Origin of the sequence: Methylopila henanensis (assembly GCF_042681025.1) — a bacterium.
In the GTDB taxonomy this organism is placed as follows: domain Bacteria; phylum Pseudomonadota; class Alphaproteobacteria; order Rhizobiales; family Methylopilaceae; genus Methylopila; species Methylopila henanensis.
Genome location: NZ_JBHUER010000010.1, coordinates 730161 through 745081, shown reverse-complemented (window position 1 = coordinate 745081; position 14921 = coordinate 730161). Strand labels below are relative to the sequence as shown.

The following is a 14921-nucleotide window of genomic DNA, read 5'->3' as shown; positions in this document are numbered from 1 at the left end:
GGCCTGGAGCCGATCGATTCTCATGAACATTGCGCTCTCCCTTCGCGGCGCGTCGCACGCCGCCGTCGATAGGTGAGAGCTTTCAGGCGACGGTCGTTCCGCGGGCAAAGGCGCGAAAGCAGGGATGGAGGGATAAATCGGCGGCGGGAGGCGCCCGGCGTTATAGGAGTTTATATCCGGCCTTTATTGCACGTCGTATAGACGTGGAATGAGCGATCTCCAGACGTGTCTGACGTGGTTTGTGGTGGCGGCCGGCTCCCCGACCGACGATGGCTTCGAAACAGCCGACCGGCATATCGAGGCCTATGTCGACGCCGCCGCAGACGATCGCGTGCAGGCGCTCGAGGCTCTGAAGACGGCTCTGGAGGCGATGAAGCTCGACGGCCGCGTGGCGGACCACATATCCGCGCGCATCGACGCGATGCTGTCGTCGCAGCGGGACGAGGCCTCCGGGCGCGCGCCCGGAGATCGTCCGCACGGCGTAGATTGAGAACGGGGCAGGATGTCGACTGCGATCATCAGAAAACTCGAAGCGCTTCATCCGCTGCCGGAGGAGGACAAGACGCTTCTTCACGCCGTGATCGGACGGGGACGGTCGCTGAAGGCCGGTGAAGACATCGTCAGCGAGGGCGACCACACCGACACCGTCCATGTGATCATCGAGGGACACGGCTATCGCTACAAGACGCTGCCGGACGGCAAGCGGCAGATCATCGGCTATCTGGTGCCGGGCGACTTCTGCGACCTTTACGGCTTCCTGCTGGACAAGATGGATCACGGCATGGCCGCGCGGACGCCGTGCCAGGTCGCGGAGCTCAACGAAGATCATATCCTGATGCTGACTTCGCGTCCCGCGCTTGCCCGCGCGCTGTGGTGGTCCGAGCTCGTCAACGCCGCGATCCTGCGCGAATGGCTGGTCAACATGGGCCGCCGGACGCCGAGCGCGCGCGTCGCGCACATCCTCTGCGAACTGCTGGTCCGATTGCAGGTCGTCGGCCAGGCCACGGACGACAGCTTCAGGCTCGAGCTGTCGCAGGCCGAGCTGGGCGACACCGTGGGACTGACGACCGTCTCGGTGAACCGCGCTCTTCAGCGTCTGCGCGGCGCCGGCCTGATCGTCTCCGCGGGACGCGGCATCACCATTCCCGACGTGGCGGCTCTGAAGGCTTTCGCCGAGTTCGACCCAGCCTATCTGCACTTCAGACAGGATCGCGAGGAGCGCCCATGATGGAGTTCCTGCCCGTAAAGGTGGAAACCGGATCGGCCGACGAGGAAGGTCGGCTGGTCCTGCGCAACGGCAAGCTCATCGCCGTCCTTGTCCGGCTTGACGATCTCGACCATGGGCCGGTCGTGGGGCAATGGAGCCTCGAGGCCGGTTTCAACGGCGTCGACAGCACCAAGCCTCCCCTGTTCGCCAATCTCGCCGCCGCGGAGCGCTGGCTCAACCGGCAGCTCGGGGACCTTATCCCGGTATAACGGAATCTGTTCCCGAAGCGGCCCGGACGGAGCCCGCGGGTCGATTTTCCCTCCGCGCCGGGGAACGAGAAGGCGAAAGCCGGACTCTCCCCTCAAACGGCTCAGGGAGATCGCCGATGGCTACGACCAAGACGCTCGCGGACGCATTCCACGAAACGCTGAAGGACGTGCTCTACGCGGAGCGCGCGTCGGCGCGAGCGCTGAAGAAGTCCGCGAAGGCGGCAAAGGAGCTGGACCTCAAGAAGGCGTTCGAGGAGCATCTCGAGGAGACGCAGACGCAGATCGAGCGTCTGAGCGAAATCTTCGAGATCATCGGCAAGACGCCGCGCGCAAAGACGTGCGAGGCGATGCAGGGGATCACCTCCGAAATGGAGGAGGACCTCGAGGACTTCGCCGAGTCGCCGGCCTCCGACGACGTCCTCATCGGCTGCGCGCAGGCCGTCGAACATTACGAGATCGCCCGATACGGCATGCTCCGGTCCTGGTCGGCCAAGCTCGGCTACGACGAGGCGACGCCGCTTCTGCAGAAGACCCTCGAGGAAGAGAAGGCCGCCGACGAACGCCTTTCGAAGATCGCGGAACAGCTGTCGGCCTGACCCGTTCCGCCGCGCGGGCTGGACCGCGCTTGATCATCGCAAAAGGTAGGGCGTCGTCTTGCGTATCGGCATCATCGCGCATCTGAAGCACCGGATCGGCGAGCCCTTCGCGGGCGGCCTAGAGACCCACACCCATCTGCTCGCGAGCGGCCTGCGCCGCCGCGGGCACGACGTCGTCGTCTTCGCCTCCGACGGGTCCGATCCGTCGGTGGGCGTGGAGCCGATCTGCGAGGAGACCGCCATCCGGGAGGTAGGCCTCGCCGAGGCCACCGACGTGGCGTTCTTCCGCGAGCACCACGCCTATCTGAAGCTGATGACCGGGCTCGGCGGCCGCGGCTTCGACGTCATCCACAACAACTCCCTGCATTATCTGCCGGTCGCGATGGCGGACGCGGTCGCGACGCCGATGCTGACCACGCTGCACACGCCGCCGTTCTGCTGGCTCGAAAGCGGCGTTCGGATCTGCAGCTCGTCCCGGTCCACCTTCGTCGCCGTGTCGGACGCGCTTCGCGGCCTCTGGGCTCCGATCGCGCCGGTCAAAGGCGTCGTGCTGAACGGCATCGACCTGACGCGCTTCTCCTTCAGCCCCGTACCCTCTTCCGCCCGCTATCTCGCCTGGTCCGGAAGGATCGTGCCGGAAAAGGGGCTGCATCTCGCGATCGACGCGGCGCGGCTCGTGGGGCTTCCGCTGCGCGTCGCCGGCCCGATCGCGAACGCGGACTATTTTGAACGCGAGATCCGGCCCCGGCTCGATCAGGACGCGATCTATCTCGGCCATCTCGGCCACGCCGAACTCGCCGAGGTGATCGGCGGGGCGCGAGCCCTGCTGTTCACGCCATGCTGGGAAGAACCCTACGGGCTCGTCGCGGCGGAGGCGCTGGCCTGCGGAACGCCCGTCGCGGCGTTCGCGCGCGGCGCCGTCGCGGAAGTCCTCGACGAGACCTGCGGCGTGCTGGCGACGCCCGACGATCCGTCGGCTCTCGCAGAGGCCGCGATCGCGGCGCAACGGCTGGACCGCCGGAAGTGCCGGCTGCGGGCCGAGCGCCACTGCGACGCCGACCTCATGGTTTCGATCTACGAGCGGCTCTACGCCCAGATGATCGGCGGCGGCGCGCCGGCCCTGCCGGCCGACGAGCTGGCGGTCGCGGTATGACTGCGGCGTCGGCTCAGCGGCGGGTTTGCGTCTGCGTGCCCGCGCGCGACGAGGCGGAGCGGCTGCCGCGCCTGCTGGCGGCGCTCGCCTCGCAGGACTGGCCGGGACCCTTGCCGGTCGTCGTCGCGCTGAACAACACCTCGGACGGCTCGCGGGCGATCGTCGAGCGCTTCGCGGCCGAGCATGACGGCGCGCTGACGCTTCACCTCGACGAGCAGACGTTTCCGCCAGGCGCGGCCCACGCCGGAACGGCGCGACGGCGCGCGATGGACCTCGGACTGGCGGTCGTCGGACAGAATGACCGTGCCATCCTGCTGACCACCGACGCCGACGCGAGGCCGCCGCGGGACTGGGTCCGGGAGAACGTCAAGGCGATCGAGCTTGGCGTCGACCTCGTCGGCGGCGCGCTCGCGCTCGACGAGGACGAAGCCACGCCGCCGCTCGTCCGGTCGAGATGGGAGGCGTTGTCGGCCTATTGGCGGGCGGTCCGGGCGATCGAGGATGAGATCGATCCTGTGGCGTGGGATCCTTGGCCGCGTCATGGCGATCATACCGGCGCCAGCCTCGCGACCACCGTCGCGGCCTATCGCGCCGTCGGCGGCGTCCCTCCGATCCCCTCCGGCGAAGACGCCGGTTTCGTCATGGCGGCGCGCGCTCTCGGCTACCGGCTCAGCCATCCGGCTTCGGTCTGGACCCGCGTCTCGGCGAGGACGGACGCCCGGGCGACCGGCGGCATGGCGGCGAAGATGAAGGAGCTGGCCAGCTCTTCCTCCCACGCCATGGCGGCGCCGTCGCTCGACCAGTGGAGGGAGCGCGCGCGCTGGCGGCGCTCCGTGCGATTGGCCGGCGGCGACGCGCGCGTCGCGGAGCTGGAGATCGCGCTACCGCCGATGACCTGCGATGTCGTTGTGGTTCCCGCTGCGATCGAGACTGCGGCATGAACGGCGGCCCGATCGGCTATTACGTGCACCACCACGGCGAGGGACACCGCCAGCGCGCTCAGGCGATCGCCGCGCAGGCGCCGGGGCGCTTCACGCTGATCGGCACGGGCGTGACAGGATTGTCCGGCCCCTTCGAGGTTCTGGAGCTTCCCGACGACCGGATCGACGGCCGCTTCTCGGGCGAGGACGGAGCGGCGGACCGGCCGGACGCCCTGCATTACGCGCCGCTCGGCCATCCCGGCGTCCGCGATCGCACGCGGATCATCGCAGCCTGGATCGCAGAGCGGCGACCCGCGCTCATGGTCGTCGACGTCTCGGTCGAGGTCGCGATGCTGGCGCGGCTCTGCGCCACCCCTACCGTCTATGTCAGGCTCGCCGGCGCGCGTTGGGACCCCGCGCATCTCGACGCGTTCCGCGGCGCGAAGGCGCTGCTCGCGCCGTTCGATCCGCGTTGCGAAACCGACGACGTCCCGGACTGGGTGCGCGCGAAGACCTTCTATGCCTCCGGTCTCGGCTCGTTTCCGCCCGCCGCCGACCGAACCGGCGATGTGGTCCTGGTGGCGTTCGGGCGCGGCGGCAGCCGCACCACTGCGCAGGATATCGATGAGGCCGCCCGCGCGACGCCGGATCGGCAATGGCGGGTGATCGGTCCGATCGACCGGCCGACGCCGGCGTCCCCGAACCTCGACGTCGCCGGATGGGTCGATCACGCCGAGGACGAGATCGGCGCCGCCGGCGTCGTGGTCGGGGGCGCGGGCGACGGAACCCTCGGCGCGGTCGCGGCGGCCGGACGGCCTTTCGTCTGCATTCCCGAAGATCGGCCCTTCGCCGAACAGCGCGCCAAGGCCGCGGCTCTCGACGGCGCGGGCGCGGCCGTCGTCCTGTCCCGTTGGCCGTCCGCATCCGCATGGCCGCGCGTCCTGAAGCAGGCGGAGGCGCTCGACCGACGCAGGATCGCGTCGTTCCACGACGCGCATGGCGCGCGGACCGCCGCGTCGCTCATTGAGGGGTGGGCCGACCGATGACGCAGATTCCGTCCGCCGCCCTGCACTTCGCGCTGCTCGACGGCGAACTCGGCCGGCTCGGCCAGCGCTACGACGCCGAAGGCGTTTTTCCTGCGGAAAGCGTCCGGCTGCTCGTGCGCAGCGGCCTTCACAGGACCTTCGCGCCGCCCCAGTGCGGGGGCGAGGCGTTCAGCTCGGCCGAGGCCGAGAACCGGTCGCTGTTCGACGCGCTGCGGCTGGTCGGGCGGGCGGACCTCAGCCTCGGGCGGATCTACGAGGGACACGTCAACGCGCTGAAGCTGTTCGCCTGGTACGGCTCGGCCGAGCAGCTTCGCCGGCTGGCGAAGGACCTTGACGCCGGACGCCTGTTCGGCGTCTGGGCCACGGAGCCCTCGCCGGGCGTCGCGCTCGAAGACGATCCCTTCGGACCGCGCCTGTCGGGCTCGAAGCGCTTCGCGACCGGGGCCGGCGCGCTCGACTTCGCCATCGTCACGGCGCGGCCGGCGGCCGGCGAACGCCGTCTGGTCGTGGTTCCGGCCAACCAGCCGGAGCGCGCCGACACGTCCGGCTGGCGCGTGCGCGGCATGCGCGCGACGATGAGCGGGACCTACGACCTCACGGGCATGCGCCCGCGCCGCGAAGACCTCCTCGGAGCGCCGGGCGACTACGATCGCGAGCCGCGCTTCACCGCCGGCGCGTGGCGGTTCCTCGCCGTGCAGCTCGGCGGCGTCGAAGGGCTGCTCGCCGAAACCCGCAAGGCGATGCGTGACGACGCCCGCGAGGATCCGCTGCAGCGCGCGAAATTCGCCGAAGCCGTCGCAGCCGCGCGCGGCGCCTGGCTGTGGGCGCGCGAGGCGGCGCAGCGCGCGGCGGGCGATCATCCGGACGCGAAGCCGTTCGTCCTGATGGCGCGCGGCGTGGTGGAGCGGGCGGCGCTCGACGTGATGGAGCTCTCGGCGCGCATCGTCGGCACGCGGAGCGCGCTCGACGGCTCCCGCATCGACAAGATCATCCGGGACCTGAGCCTCTACCTTCGGCAGGCGGGCCCCGACCATGCCCGCGACGAAGCCGCCAAGGCGTTTCTCGAGCGCGACGTCTGGGGCGAGGACGAGCTGTGGTGACGCCCCGCTTCCCGACGCCGCTGAAGCGAAGCCGATGGGCCAAGGCGCGGTGGCTCGTGCTCGCGCCGCACGCCGACGACGAGACCATCGGGGCCGGAGCCCTTATCGCGGAGGCCACGGCCGGGCGGCGGCTCGTCGCCGTGGCGTTCCTGACCGACGGGCGCGCGTCGCATGGACCGGACGGACCAGCCGATCTCGCCGCCATCCGCCGTCGCGAGGCCTGCGCGGCGCTGAGAACGCTCGCCCCCGGCGCGCCGTCTCCCGTCTTTCTCGACTGGCCGGACGCGCATCCCCCGGCGCCGGGCTCGCCGGTCTGGACGCGCGGCGTCCGACGCTTGGAAGCCCTGTGTCGGGCGCGCCGCGTCGACGCCATCGCCACCACGTCCGCGCTCGATCCGCATTGCGACCACAAGGCGGCCTCAGCGCTCGCGCGCGCCGTCGCGGCCGCCGTCATGCGGCCGATCGAGGTGTTCGACTATGTGGTCTGGGCGGAGCGCCCGCCTCGTGGCCCCGCCTACCGCACCGAACCGTCCCGCCCGGGGCCGCGGCGGCTCGCGCTCGCGGCACATCGCAGCCAGACGACGCCGCTCCACGGCGAAGGCTTCCGCGTGCCCGAGCGGCTGAAGCGGATGCCGAAGGCGGACGTCCTCTATCTCGACGGCTCCCCGCATGCGCCCTGAGGCTTCGCTCCCGCCGTCCTACTTCGAGAACATGTTCGCCGCCGATCCCGACCCTTGGCGGTTCGAGAGCAGCGCCTATGAACGCGCCAAATACGACCACACCATCGCGGCGCTTGGAGACCGTCGGCATGGCCGCGGCCTGGAGATCGGCTGCGCAAACGGCGTCCTGACAAGCAGGCTCGCGCCACATGTCGGGGAGCTGATCGCGATCGACGTAAGCGCGTCGGCGCTGGCGCAGGCGCGCCGCCGTTGCGCGGGTCTCCCAAGCGTCCGATTCCAGGAGATGACGTTCCCCGAACAGGCGCCCGCGGGCGCGTTCGATCTGATCGTCGTGTCCGAGGTCGCCTACTACTGGAGCGACCGGGATCTGGTCGCGGCTGGCCGTTGGTTGGCCATGGCGCTCGCCCGGGACGGAAAGGTCGTCCTCGTTCACTGGACCGGAGCGACGGACTATCCGCAGACCGGCGACGGGGCTGTCGAGAAGCTGGGAAAAGCGGCATGGCCTATCGTCCGGCCGGCTGCGACCGAACGGACTGAGAGCTATCGCCTCGACATCTGGGAGCGAACGGCGTGACTGGCGTCAGCGTGCTGACGCTGGCCCGGGGCCGGACGGCCCATCTTCGCAAGCTCGTGGAAGGACTGAGCCGATGCCGGCCTGGTCCTGCGGAGCTTGTCCTGGTCGACATGAACGACGTCCCGCCGGCGATCCAGGAAACCGGGTTTCCGATCCGGAGGATCGAGCTTTCCGGCGAACGTCTCCCGCTCGCCGCGGCGCGCAACCTCGCAGCGCGGTCGGCGGTCGGGGAACGCCTGTTGTTTCTGGACGCGGACTGCATCCCGTCCCGCGCCCTGATCGCGCTGATCGAACGCGCGCTCGACGAGGTCGACGGGCTCGTCTGCCCAGAAGCGCTCTATCTCGGTCCGGACGACGCGCGCGGCGACTGGACCGAGGCTGAACTGCTCGCGGCCGGCCAGCCGCACCCGGCCCGTATCTTTCCGGACGCCGGTCTTCGTCACGAGACCAATTACGGACTGTTCTGGTCCTTGGCGTTCGGCGTGAGGCGGACGACGTTCGATCGGATCGGCGGTTTCGACGAGGCCTTCACCGGCTATGGAGGCGAAGACACCGATTTCGGCTTTCGGGCGAAAGAACAGGGCGTTCCACTCGTTTTCGCGGGCGGCGAAGTCGTCTTCCATCAGCACCATGCGGTAAGCGACCCGCCCGTGGAGCACCTCGCCGACATCGTCCGCAACGCCAAGCTCTTCCACCGGAAATGGGGATGGTGGCCGATGGAGGGCTGGCTTGCGGCGTTCGAGCGCGCAGGCGCGATCCGGCTTGGCGGCGACGCGATCGAGATTGTCGGCAAGGCCGTTTAGAGCAGCTCAGCCTCAAACCGGATCGCATCCCGCGGTTTTTGAGCGCCTTCGTCTCAGGCGGGCGCCGGCGCTGCGATCGGAGCGGGGCTTTCGCCCTTTTCGGGCCGGATGCGGAACCAGATCGCGTAGAGGGCGGGCAGGAAGAGCAGGATGAGGACGGTGCCGGCCGCGGTGCCGCCGATGAGCGTGTAGGCGAGCGAGCCCCAGAACACCGAGAGCGTGAGCGGCATGAAGGCGAAGACGGCGGCGAGCGCCGTCAGCACCACTGGCCGGGCCCGCTGGACGGTGGCCTCCACCACCGCCTCATAGGGACTCATGCCCTCTTCCTCGTTGGTGTGGATCTGCCCGATAAGGATGAGCGTGTTGCGCATCAGGATGCCGGACAGGCCGATCATCCCGAGGATGCCGTTGAAGCCGAACGGCACGTTGAAGAGCATCAGCGTCGGCACCACGCCGACGAGCCCGAGCGGGGCGGTGAGGAACACCATCCACATGGCCGAGAAGCTGCGGACCTGCAGGATGAGCGCCAGCAGGATGAAGCCGACCATGACGGGGAAGATCGGAACCAGCGCCGCGTTCGCCTTGGCGGACTCCTCCGCGTTGCCGCCGACCTCGATCCGGTAGCCGGGAGGCAGCGCCGCGATCGTGGGCTGGAGCGCCTTGAACACCTCCGCGGTGACCTGCGGAGGCTGGAGGCGCTCGTCGATGTCGCTCTGGACCGTGATGGTCGGGATGCGGTTGCGCCGGCGCGTCACCGGGTCTTCCGGCCGCGCTTCGACGTGGCCGATCTGGCTGAGCGGCACCGGCGCGCCGTCGCGGTTCACGATGGTGAGGTCGCCAAGCCGCCCGAGGTCGGGCGCTGCGCCGAGATCGCTGCGCACGACGAGCGCCACAGCACGGATGTCCTCGCGGACCTGCGCGACGGTCATGCCGCGGAGCAGGACCTGAAGCTGGTCGGAAACATCCGCGGTCGTCAGGCCGATCGCCTGCAGGCGGTCCTGATCCAGCACGAAGCGCGCGGTCGGGGCCCGCTCGCCCCAGTCCTGGTTGACGGTGCGCGTGTTGGGGTTTGCCTTCATCACGGCCTGGACCGTGTCGGCGATCCCGCGCAGGACCTGCGGGTCCGGGCCCATGACGCGGAAAGCGACGGGGTAGCGCGTGTAGGGGCCGAACACGAGTTGCGAGACGCGCACCTGCGCTTCGGGCGCGAGGCCGTTCGCAATCTCTTGCCGCGCCTTCATCTTGAGCGCCTCGCGCTCGTCCTCGCCGCCGGTCAGCACGACGATCTTGGCGAAGGACGGGTCGGGCAGTTCGGGATTGTAGGAGAAGAAGAAGCGTGGCGCGCCGGCCCCGACATAGGCCGTGACGATCTTGGCCTCCGGCTGCCCGAGCAGCCAGTCCTCGACGCGCTTCGCGACCTCGCTCGTGACGTTGATCCCCGTGCCCTCGGGCATCTGGACCTCCAGCAGTACCTCGGGCCGGTCGGAGGTCGGGAAGAACTGCTGCTTGAGCGCGCCCATGCCGATCACCGCGGCGGCGAACGCCGCGGCCGTCAGGCCCGCGACCACGAACTTGCGCCGGACGGACCACCGCACGAGCCGCCGGAAGCGTTCGAATATGGGCGTGGAATAGATCCGCTCGTGCGCGTGGCCCGGAAGCTTCTTGATGTCGGGCAGGAGCTTCACGCCGAGATACGGTGTGAAGGCGACCGCCACGACCCAGGAGGCAAGCAGGGCGAAGCCGGTCACCCAGAAGATGTTGCCGGCGTACTCGCCCGCGCTCGACGCCGCGAAGCCGACGGGCAGGAAGCCGAACACCGTGACGACGGTGCCGGCGAGCATGGGAGCCGCGGTGTGCGACCAGGCGTAAGTCGCGGCCTCGACCCGGCTCAGACCCTCCTCAAACTTCACCACCATGATCTCGATCGCGATGATGGCGTCGTCCACCAGAAGGCCGAGCGACAGGATCAGCGCGCCGAGCGTGATGCGGTCGAACATGCGGCCGGTGACCATCATGATCACGAGCACGATCGCGAGCGTCAGCGGCACCGCCGCGGCGACCACGACGCCGACGCGCCAGCCGAGGCTGATCAGGCACACGACCATGACGACGGCGAGCGCGGCGTAAAACTTCAGCATGAACTCGCTGACCGCCTCGTCGATGTTGACCGCCTGGTCGGACACCTTCGAGAGCGTCACGCCGACGGGCAGATCCGCGCCGAGCGTGGTCTCGGCCCTTTCGAGCGCCTTGCCGAGATCGAGGCCGTTCCACCGCTCCTTCATCACGACGTTGAGGAGGAGGGCCTCCTCGCCGCCGTTGCGGACGAGGAGCGTCGGCGGGTCTTCGTAGCCGCGCTCGACGGTCGCGACGTCGGAAAGCTTCAGGACGCGGCCATTCGACACGATCGGCGTGTCGCGGATGCGGTCGAGGCTGTCGAGCGCGCCGTCGAGCCGCACGAACACCTCCGGCCCCGACGTCTCGACCGAGCCCGCGGCGGTCACCGCGTTCTGGCGCTGGAGCGCGGCGAACACGTCGTTGGGGCCGACCCCGAGGGTCGCGAGCCGCGCATAGGAAAAGTCGACGAAGATCCGCTCAGGGCGCTCGCCCATGATGTCGACCTTCTTCACGCCCGGCGTCTGCAGCAGGCGCTGGCGGACCGTTTCGGCGTGACGCACGAGCTGGCGCTCGGGCAGGCCATGGCCCTTCAGCGCATAGACCGCGAACGCGACGTCGGAGTACTCGTCGTTGACGAAGGGCCCGAGAGCGCCCTGGGGGAGCTTCGTCCTGAGATCCCCGAGCTCGAGCTTCTTGCGCGCCTCGTAGAACTGGCCGGCCACGGCCTGGGGCGGCGTCGAGTCCACGAGGTTCATGGTGAGCAGGGCGAGGCCCGGACGCGTCAGCGTCTCGACCCGGTCGTAGTACTGAAGCTCCTGGAGCTTCTTCTCGATCGGATCGGCGACGAGGTCCTGCATCTCCTGCGCGGTCGCGCCAGGCCAGACCGCCGTCACCGTCATGACCTTGATGGTGAACAGCGGATCCTCGGCGCGGCCGAGCTTGAGATAGGCGACCGCGCCCGCGACGATGGTCGCGATGATGAGGAAGAGTGTGATTCCGCGCTCGCGGACGGCGAGGGCGGACAGGTTCCAGCCGCTCATTGCATCGCGGCCTTGTTCCCCGCGACCCGGATCTCCTGACCTTCGCGCAGGAACCGGCCGCCGGTGGCCACCACCGTCTCGCCCGTCGCGACGCCCGCTTCGAGCGTGGCGAAGTCTGCGCCGAGGCGGGCGACCTTGACCGGCCGCCGCTCCAGCTTCGAGCCCTCGATCACGGTCCAGACGAAAGCGCCCGACCCGTCGTCGTTCAGCGCCGCGAGCGGGACCCGCGCGCCGCCCGCCGCGCGCTCGATCGTGACGTCGACCGTCACGGTGGCGCCGAGCGGGGCCAGCGCGGCGTCTCCGCCAAGCACGTAGCGGGCCTCGTAGGTCCGGGTCCGGGGGTCGGCGGCGTCGGAGAGCTGGCGCAAGGTCGCGGAGCCTTTCAGTTCGCCGCCGTAGAGTGTCGCCTGCGCCTCGGAGCCGATCCGCGGGCGAACGCTTTCGGGCAGGCTGATCGACGCCTCGCGCGAGCCGCTGCGGGCGATGCGCAGCACAACCTGGCCCGCCGAGACGACCTGCCCGGGCTCGCCCAGGGTCTCGACGACGACGCCGTCCTCGTCGGCCTCCAGGACCGAGTAGGCGCTCTCGTTCCGGGCCATCTGGGCCTGCGCCTTCGCCGCCTCGAGCTGGGCGTTCGCGGTGTCGAGCGCGGCTTTCGCCTGCTCGTAGCGCTGCTGCGTCGACCACCCCGCCTTCCGGAGCTCGCGGTAGCGGACCTCGTCGGCGGCGGCCTGTTTCTGCACCGCGTCGGCCGACGCAACCGCGCGCTCGCGGGACGTGATCGCGAGGTCGAGGTCGGTCCGGTCGATGCGCATCAGCGGCTGTCCGGCCTTCACGGTCACGCCCGTGTCCACGAGGCGCTCGACGATCTTTCCTGAGACGCGAAAGCCGAGGTTGCTCTGGACCCGCGCGGCGACCACGCCCGTGAAGGACCGGCGCTGCGCGCCCGCCGGCTCCACCGTCGCGGTCTGGACGACGCGAGCTGCCTGACGTGGGTCGGCCTGCGCCTCGGGCTTGCAAGCGCCAAGGGCGAGCGCCGCGGTCGCGACGCCCATGAGGCCGGCAGTGCGGGCGGTGATCATCGGCTTCGTCCCCGAGGTCCCTTTACAAATGATGATCATCATATAAAAAGGCTTGGCGTCGCCCGCAAGCGGATTCTTCGGCCGCCTCCCTCCGAGGGTCGAGATCCACGCGCGGCTTCGCTGCTGCGGCCGGCTCCGGCGCGGGTACGTCTCGCGACCCACCGGATCCGGGTCGGGGGTCGGCCGCAGCGACCTGCGCACGCGACTCCGGCCCGTCGAGAGCTCCACGATTTCGCTGCGGTCCGTTCTGTGTTCGGAGACCCGAGCAGGAGGCTTCGGCTCAGGCCCGGCGGCCCCAGTCCGCGGTGGCCGTGAGAGCGCCCATCGCCACGCCGTAGAACACGAGGCCGATCGCCACCGCCGCGAAGACCGTCCACAACGGCGCGCCGAGCGCCGCGGCGAGCATGGCCCCGCCGATCGCGATCGCCGTCCGGCCGAGCGTGACGGCGAGCGGTCTGCCCAGCCGTCCCGCGCCCTGGGCCGCGAAGTAGAGCGCCATCCCGAAGGCGAAGAAGCCGTAGGCCGGCCCCGCGATCGTCAGGTAGCTCGATCCGGCCGCGATCATGTCCGGCTCCGCGCCGAAGATGCCGAGCCAGGCCGCCGGCGCCGCGGCGGCCGCCAGCCCGATGGCTTCGGCGGCCACGAAGGCGAAGGCCGCGCCCGTGAACGCGATCCGCTTGGCGCGGGCTGCGTCGCCCGCGCCGACGTTCGTGCCGACGAGCGGCACAAGCGGCGCGCCGAGGCCGAAGGACAGCGGGATCAGCAGGTATTCGAGCCGCGCCCCCGTGCCGTAGCCCGCAAGCGCCGCGGCGCCCGCCATGCGGCCGGCGACGGCCGTCACCGTGATGAAGATGAGGTTGGTCTGGACCGAGGTCAGCGAAGCGAGCGCGCCGACCTTGAGGATGTCGGCGAAGAACCGCCATTCCAGAGGGCCGCGCTTGAGCCGGACGAGGCTCCGTCCCGACAGCACGTGCCAGGCGAGGTAGAAGCAGCCGAGCGCGTTGAAGATCACGATGGCCAGTCCGCCGCCTGGCACGCCGAGCCCGGCCACGGGTCCATAGCCGTAGATCAGCAGTGGCGAGAGCGGGACGATCAACAGAACGCCGAAACACGTGACGCCCGCCGGGACCAGCATGTCGCCCGTGCCGCGGAGCGCGCTCGCAAGCGCGTTCATGATCCAGAGCAGCACGTTGCCGGCGAAGACGACGTTCGAATAGGCGACGGCCGCCTCGAGCGCGCCGCCCTCGGCGCCCAGCATGGCGTAGAATGGGCGTCCGAAGGCGAGCGCGAGCAGCGAGAACGCCGCGCCGATCGCGCCGAACAGCGCCACGCCGTGCAACGCGACCCGGTCGGCGTCGTCCCGTCGTCCGGAGCCGAGCGCCCGCGCCACAGCCGACGACACGCCGCCTCCCATGGCTCCCACCGAGAGAATCTGCATCAGCATGAAGGGCGGGAACACGAGCGCCATGCCGGCGAGCGCGTCCGGCCCGAGCCGTCCGACCCAGTAGGTCTCGATCAGGCCGGTCGCCGCCTGAAGCAGCATCACGACCAGGTTCGGCCAGGCCATCCGCAGGATCAGCGGCGCGATAGACCCATCGAGCATCGCCCGGGTTCGAGGATCGAGCGTGAACGTGACGGCTGGCGCCGCGGCCGCCTGATCGCTCATGCCGCGAAGCTCTTCTTCAGGCGTTCGCGACAGACCTCCAGGATGCGGTCCGACAGTTCCTTGTCCTCCCGGCAGGCCCGGGCCAGCACCAGCGCGCCGATCATGCCTGCGTAGAGGGCGAGAACCTCGTCGCTCGCGTGTTCGCCGAGCCCCAGCGTTTCGCTGAGACGCTCCACGGCCTGCCGGGCGCCGTCGGCCATCGCGCGTTGGATTACGGCGTCGCCGCGCGAGGTCTCGGCTCCCAGCGCCGCGATCGCGCAGCCGGTCTCCGGATGGTCGCGATGACCCCGGCTCACATACTCGTCGATCGCCGCCGCCGCCCGGTCCCTTGGCGACCCCTCAGACCGGCCTGCGGTCGCGACCATATGGTCGGTCTTTTCTTCCAGAGAGCGCGTCACGGCCTCGGCGATCAGCGCGTCCTTGGAGGGGAAGTGAGCGTAAAAACCGCCATGGGTCAGCCCCGCCTCCTTCATCAAGGCCGGGACGCTGACGCCGTCGACCCCATCGCGCCGGAAGAGCGCGGAGGCTTGCGCCAGGATCCGTTCGCGCGTCGCGGCCTTGTGCTCCTTGCTCAGCGGCATGTGCGGATCTCCTCGGCATCGCGAACAGCGACGCAGCCGCCGCAGATTCACGCTTGATGAATTATGATTATAATATCATGTTACGATCG

Annotated in this window: 15 protein-coding genes; 11 read left to right on the top strand and 4 right to left on the bottom strand. The window is 69.9% G+C overall.

The genetic code is table 11. The features are described 5' to 3' along the window. Window positions 1-208: 208 nt before the first annotated feature. The 11 genes from ACFSCV_RS16675 to ACFSCV_RS16625 all read left to right on the top strand — a co-directional run bounded on the left by ACFSCV_RS16675 (window position 209) and on the right by ACFSCV_RS16625 (window position 8348). Window positions 209-490 carry a hypothetical protein gene (locus tag ACFSCV_RS16675; protein ID WP_378800689.1) on the top strand — a complete coding sequence of 94 codons (282 nt, stop codon included), beginning with the start codon at window positions 209-211 and terminating at the stop codon, window positions 488-490. Window positions 491-502: 12 nt separating this feature from the next. Further along, entirely contained in the window at window positions 503-1228 is a 726-nt protein-coding gene (locus ACFSCV_RS16670) for a Crp/Fnr family transcriptional regulator (RefSeq protein WP_378800688.1), read from the top strand. Beyond that, window positions 1225-1476: a hypothetical protein gene (locus tag ACFSCV_RS16665; RefSeq protein WP_378800687.1), complete on the top strand. Its 252-nt coding sequence runs from the start codon at window positions 1225-1227 to the stop codon at window positions 1474-1476. The genes ACFSCV_RS16670 and ACFSCV_RS16665 overlap by 4 nt, the downstream gene beginning before the upstream one ends. 116 nt (window positions 1477-1592) lie before the next feature. Beyond that, the gene (locus ACFSCV_RS16660; RefSeq protein WP_378800686.1) at window positions 1593-2072 is read left to right on the top strand and encodes a YciE/YciF ferroxidase family protein; all 480 of its coding nucleotides are present in this window, start codon (window positions 1593-1595) and stop codon (window positions 2070-2072) included. A gap of 58 nt (window positions 2073-2130) precedes the next feature. Then, the gene (locus ACFSCV_RS16655) at window positions 2131-3225 is read left to right on the top strand and encodes a glycosyltransferase family 4 protein (protein ID WP_378800685.1); all 1095 of its coding nucleotides are present in this window, start codon (window positions 2131-2133) and stop codon (window positions 3223-3225) included. Between the two features lie 35 nt (window positions 3226-3260). Beyond that, window positions 3261-4166, top strand: coding sequence for a glycosyltransferase family 2 protein (locus ACFSCV_RS16650; protein WP_378800684.1), 906 nt, complete (start codon window positions 3261-3263; stop codon window positions 4164-4166). Beyond that, window positions 4163-5191, top strand: coding sequence for a glycosyltransferase (locus ACFSCV_RS16645; protein ID WP_378800683.1), 1029 nt, complete (start codon window positions 4163-4165; stop codon window positions 5189-5191). The genes ACFSCV_RS16650 and ACFSCV_RS16645 overlap by 4 nt, the downstream gene beginning before the upstream one ends. Further along, window positions 5188-6291 (top strand): acyl-CoA dehydrogenase family protein, encoded by a 1104-nt coding sequence (locus ACFSCV_RS16640; protein ID WP_378800682.1) that lies wholly within the window; start codon window positions 5188-5190, stop codon window positions 6289-6291. The genes ACFSCV_RS16645 and ACFSCV_RS16640 overlap by 4 nt, the downstream gene beginning before the upstream one ends. Then, window positions 6288-6971: a PIG-L deacetylase family protein gene (locus tag ACFSCV_RS16635; protein WP_378800681.1), complete on the top strand. Its 684-nt coding sequence runs from the start codon at window positions 6288-6290 to the stop codon at window positions 6969-6971. Before ACFSCV_RS16640 ends, ACFSCV_RS16635 begins: the two co-directional genes overlap by 4 nt. 31 nt (window positions 6972-7002) lie before the next feature. Then, window positions 7003-7545, top strand: coding sequence for an SAM-dependent methyltransferase (locus ACFSCV_RS16630; protein ID WP_378800680.1), 543 nt, complete (start codon window positions 7003-7005; stop codon window positions 7543-7545). Beyond that, a complete protein-coding gene (locus ACFSCV_RS16625) occupies window positions 7542-8348 on the top strand; it encodes a glycosyltransferase family 2 protein (RefSeq protein WP_378800679.1) in 807 nt (268 codons plus the stop codon). Before ACFSCV_RS16630 ends, ACFSCV_RS16625 begins: the two co-directional genes overlap by 4 nt. A 53-nt stretch (window positions 8349-8401) precedes the next feature. Here the strand turns inward: ACFSCV_RS16625 and ACFSCV_RS16620 are convergent, their stop codons facing one another. The 4 genes from ACFSCV_RS16620 to ACFSCV_RS16605 form a co-directional block, all read right to left on the bottom strand. Further along, window positions 8402-11503, bottom strand: coding sequence for an efflux RND transporter permease subunit (locus ACFSCV_RS16620; protein ID WP_378800678.1), 3102 nt, complete (start codon window positions 11501-11503; stop codon window positions 8402-8404). Continuing rightward, window positions 11500-12585, bottom strand: coding sequence for an efflux RND transporter periplasmic adaptor subunit (locus tag ACFSCV_RS16615; protein WP_378800677.1), 1086 nt, complete (start codon window positions 12583-12585; stop codon window positions 11500-11502). The genes ACFSCV_RS16620 and ACFSCV_RS16615 overlap by 4 nt, the downstream gene beginning before the upstream one ends. A gap of 280 nt (window positions 12586-12865) precedes the next feature. Next, window positions 12866-14251: an MATE family efflux transporter gene (locus tag ACFSCV_RS16610; RefSeq protein WP_378800676.1), complete on the bottom strand. Its 1386-nt coding sequence runs from the start codon at window positions 14249-14251 to the stop codon at window positions 12866-12868. Continuing rightward, the gene (locus ACFSCV_RS16605) at window positions 14248-14883 is read right to left on the bottom strand and encodes a TetR/AcrR family transcriptional regulator (RefSeq protein WP_378800675.1); all 636 of its coding nucleotides are present in this window, start codon (window positions 14881-14883) and stop codon (window positions 14248-14250) included. Before ACFSCV_RS16605 ends, ACFSCV_RS16610 begins: the two co-directional genes overlap by 4 nt. Between the last annotated feature and the right edge of the window lie 38 nt (window positions 14884-14921).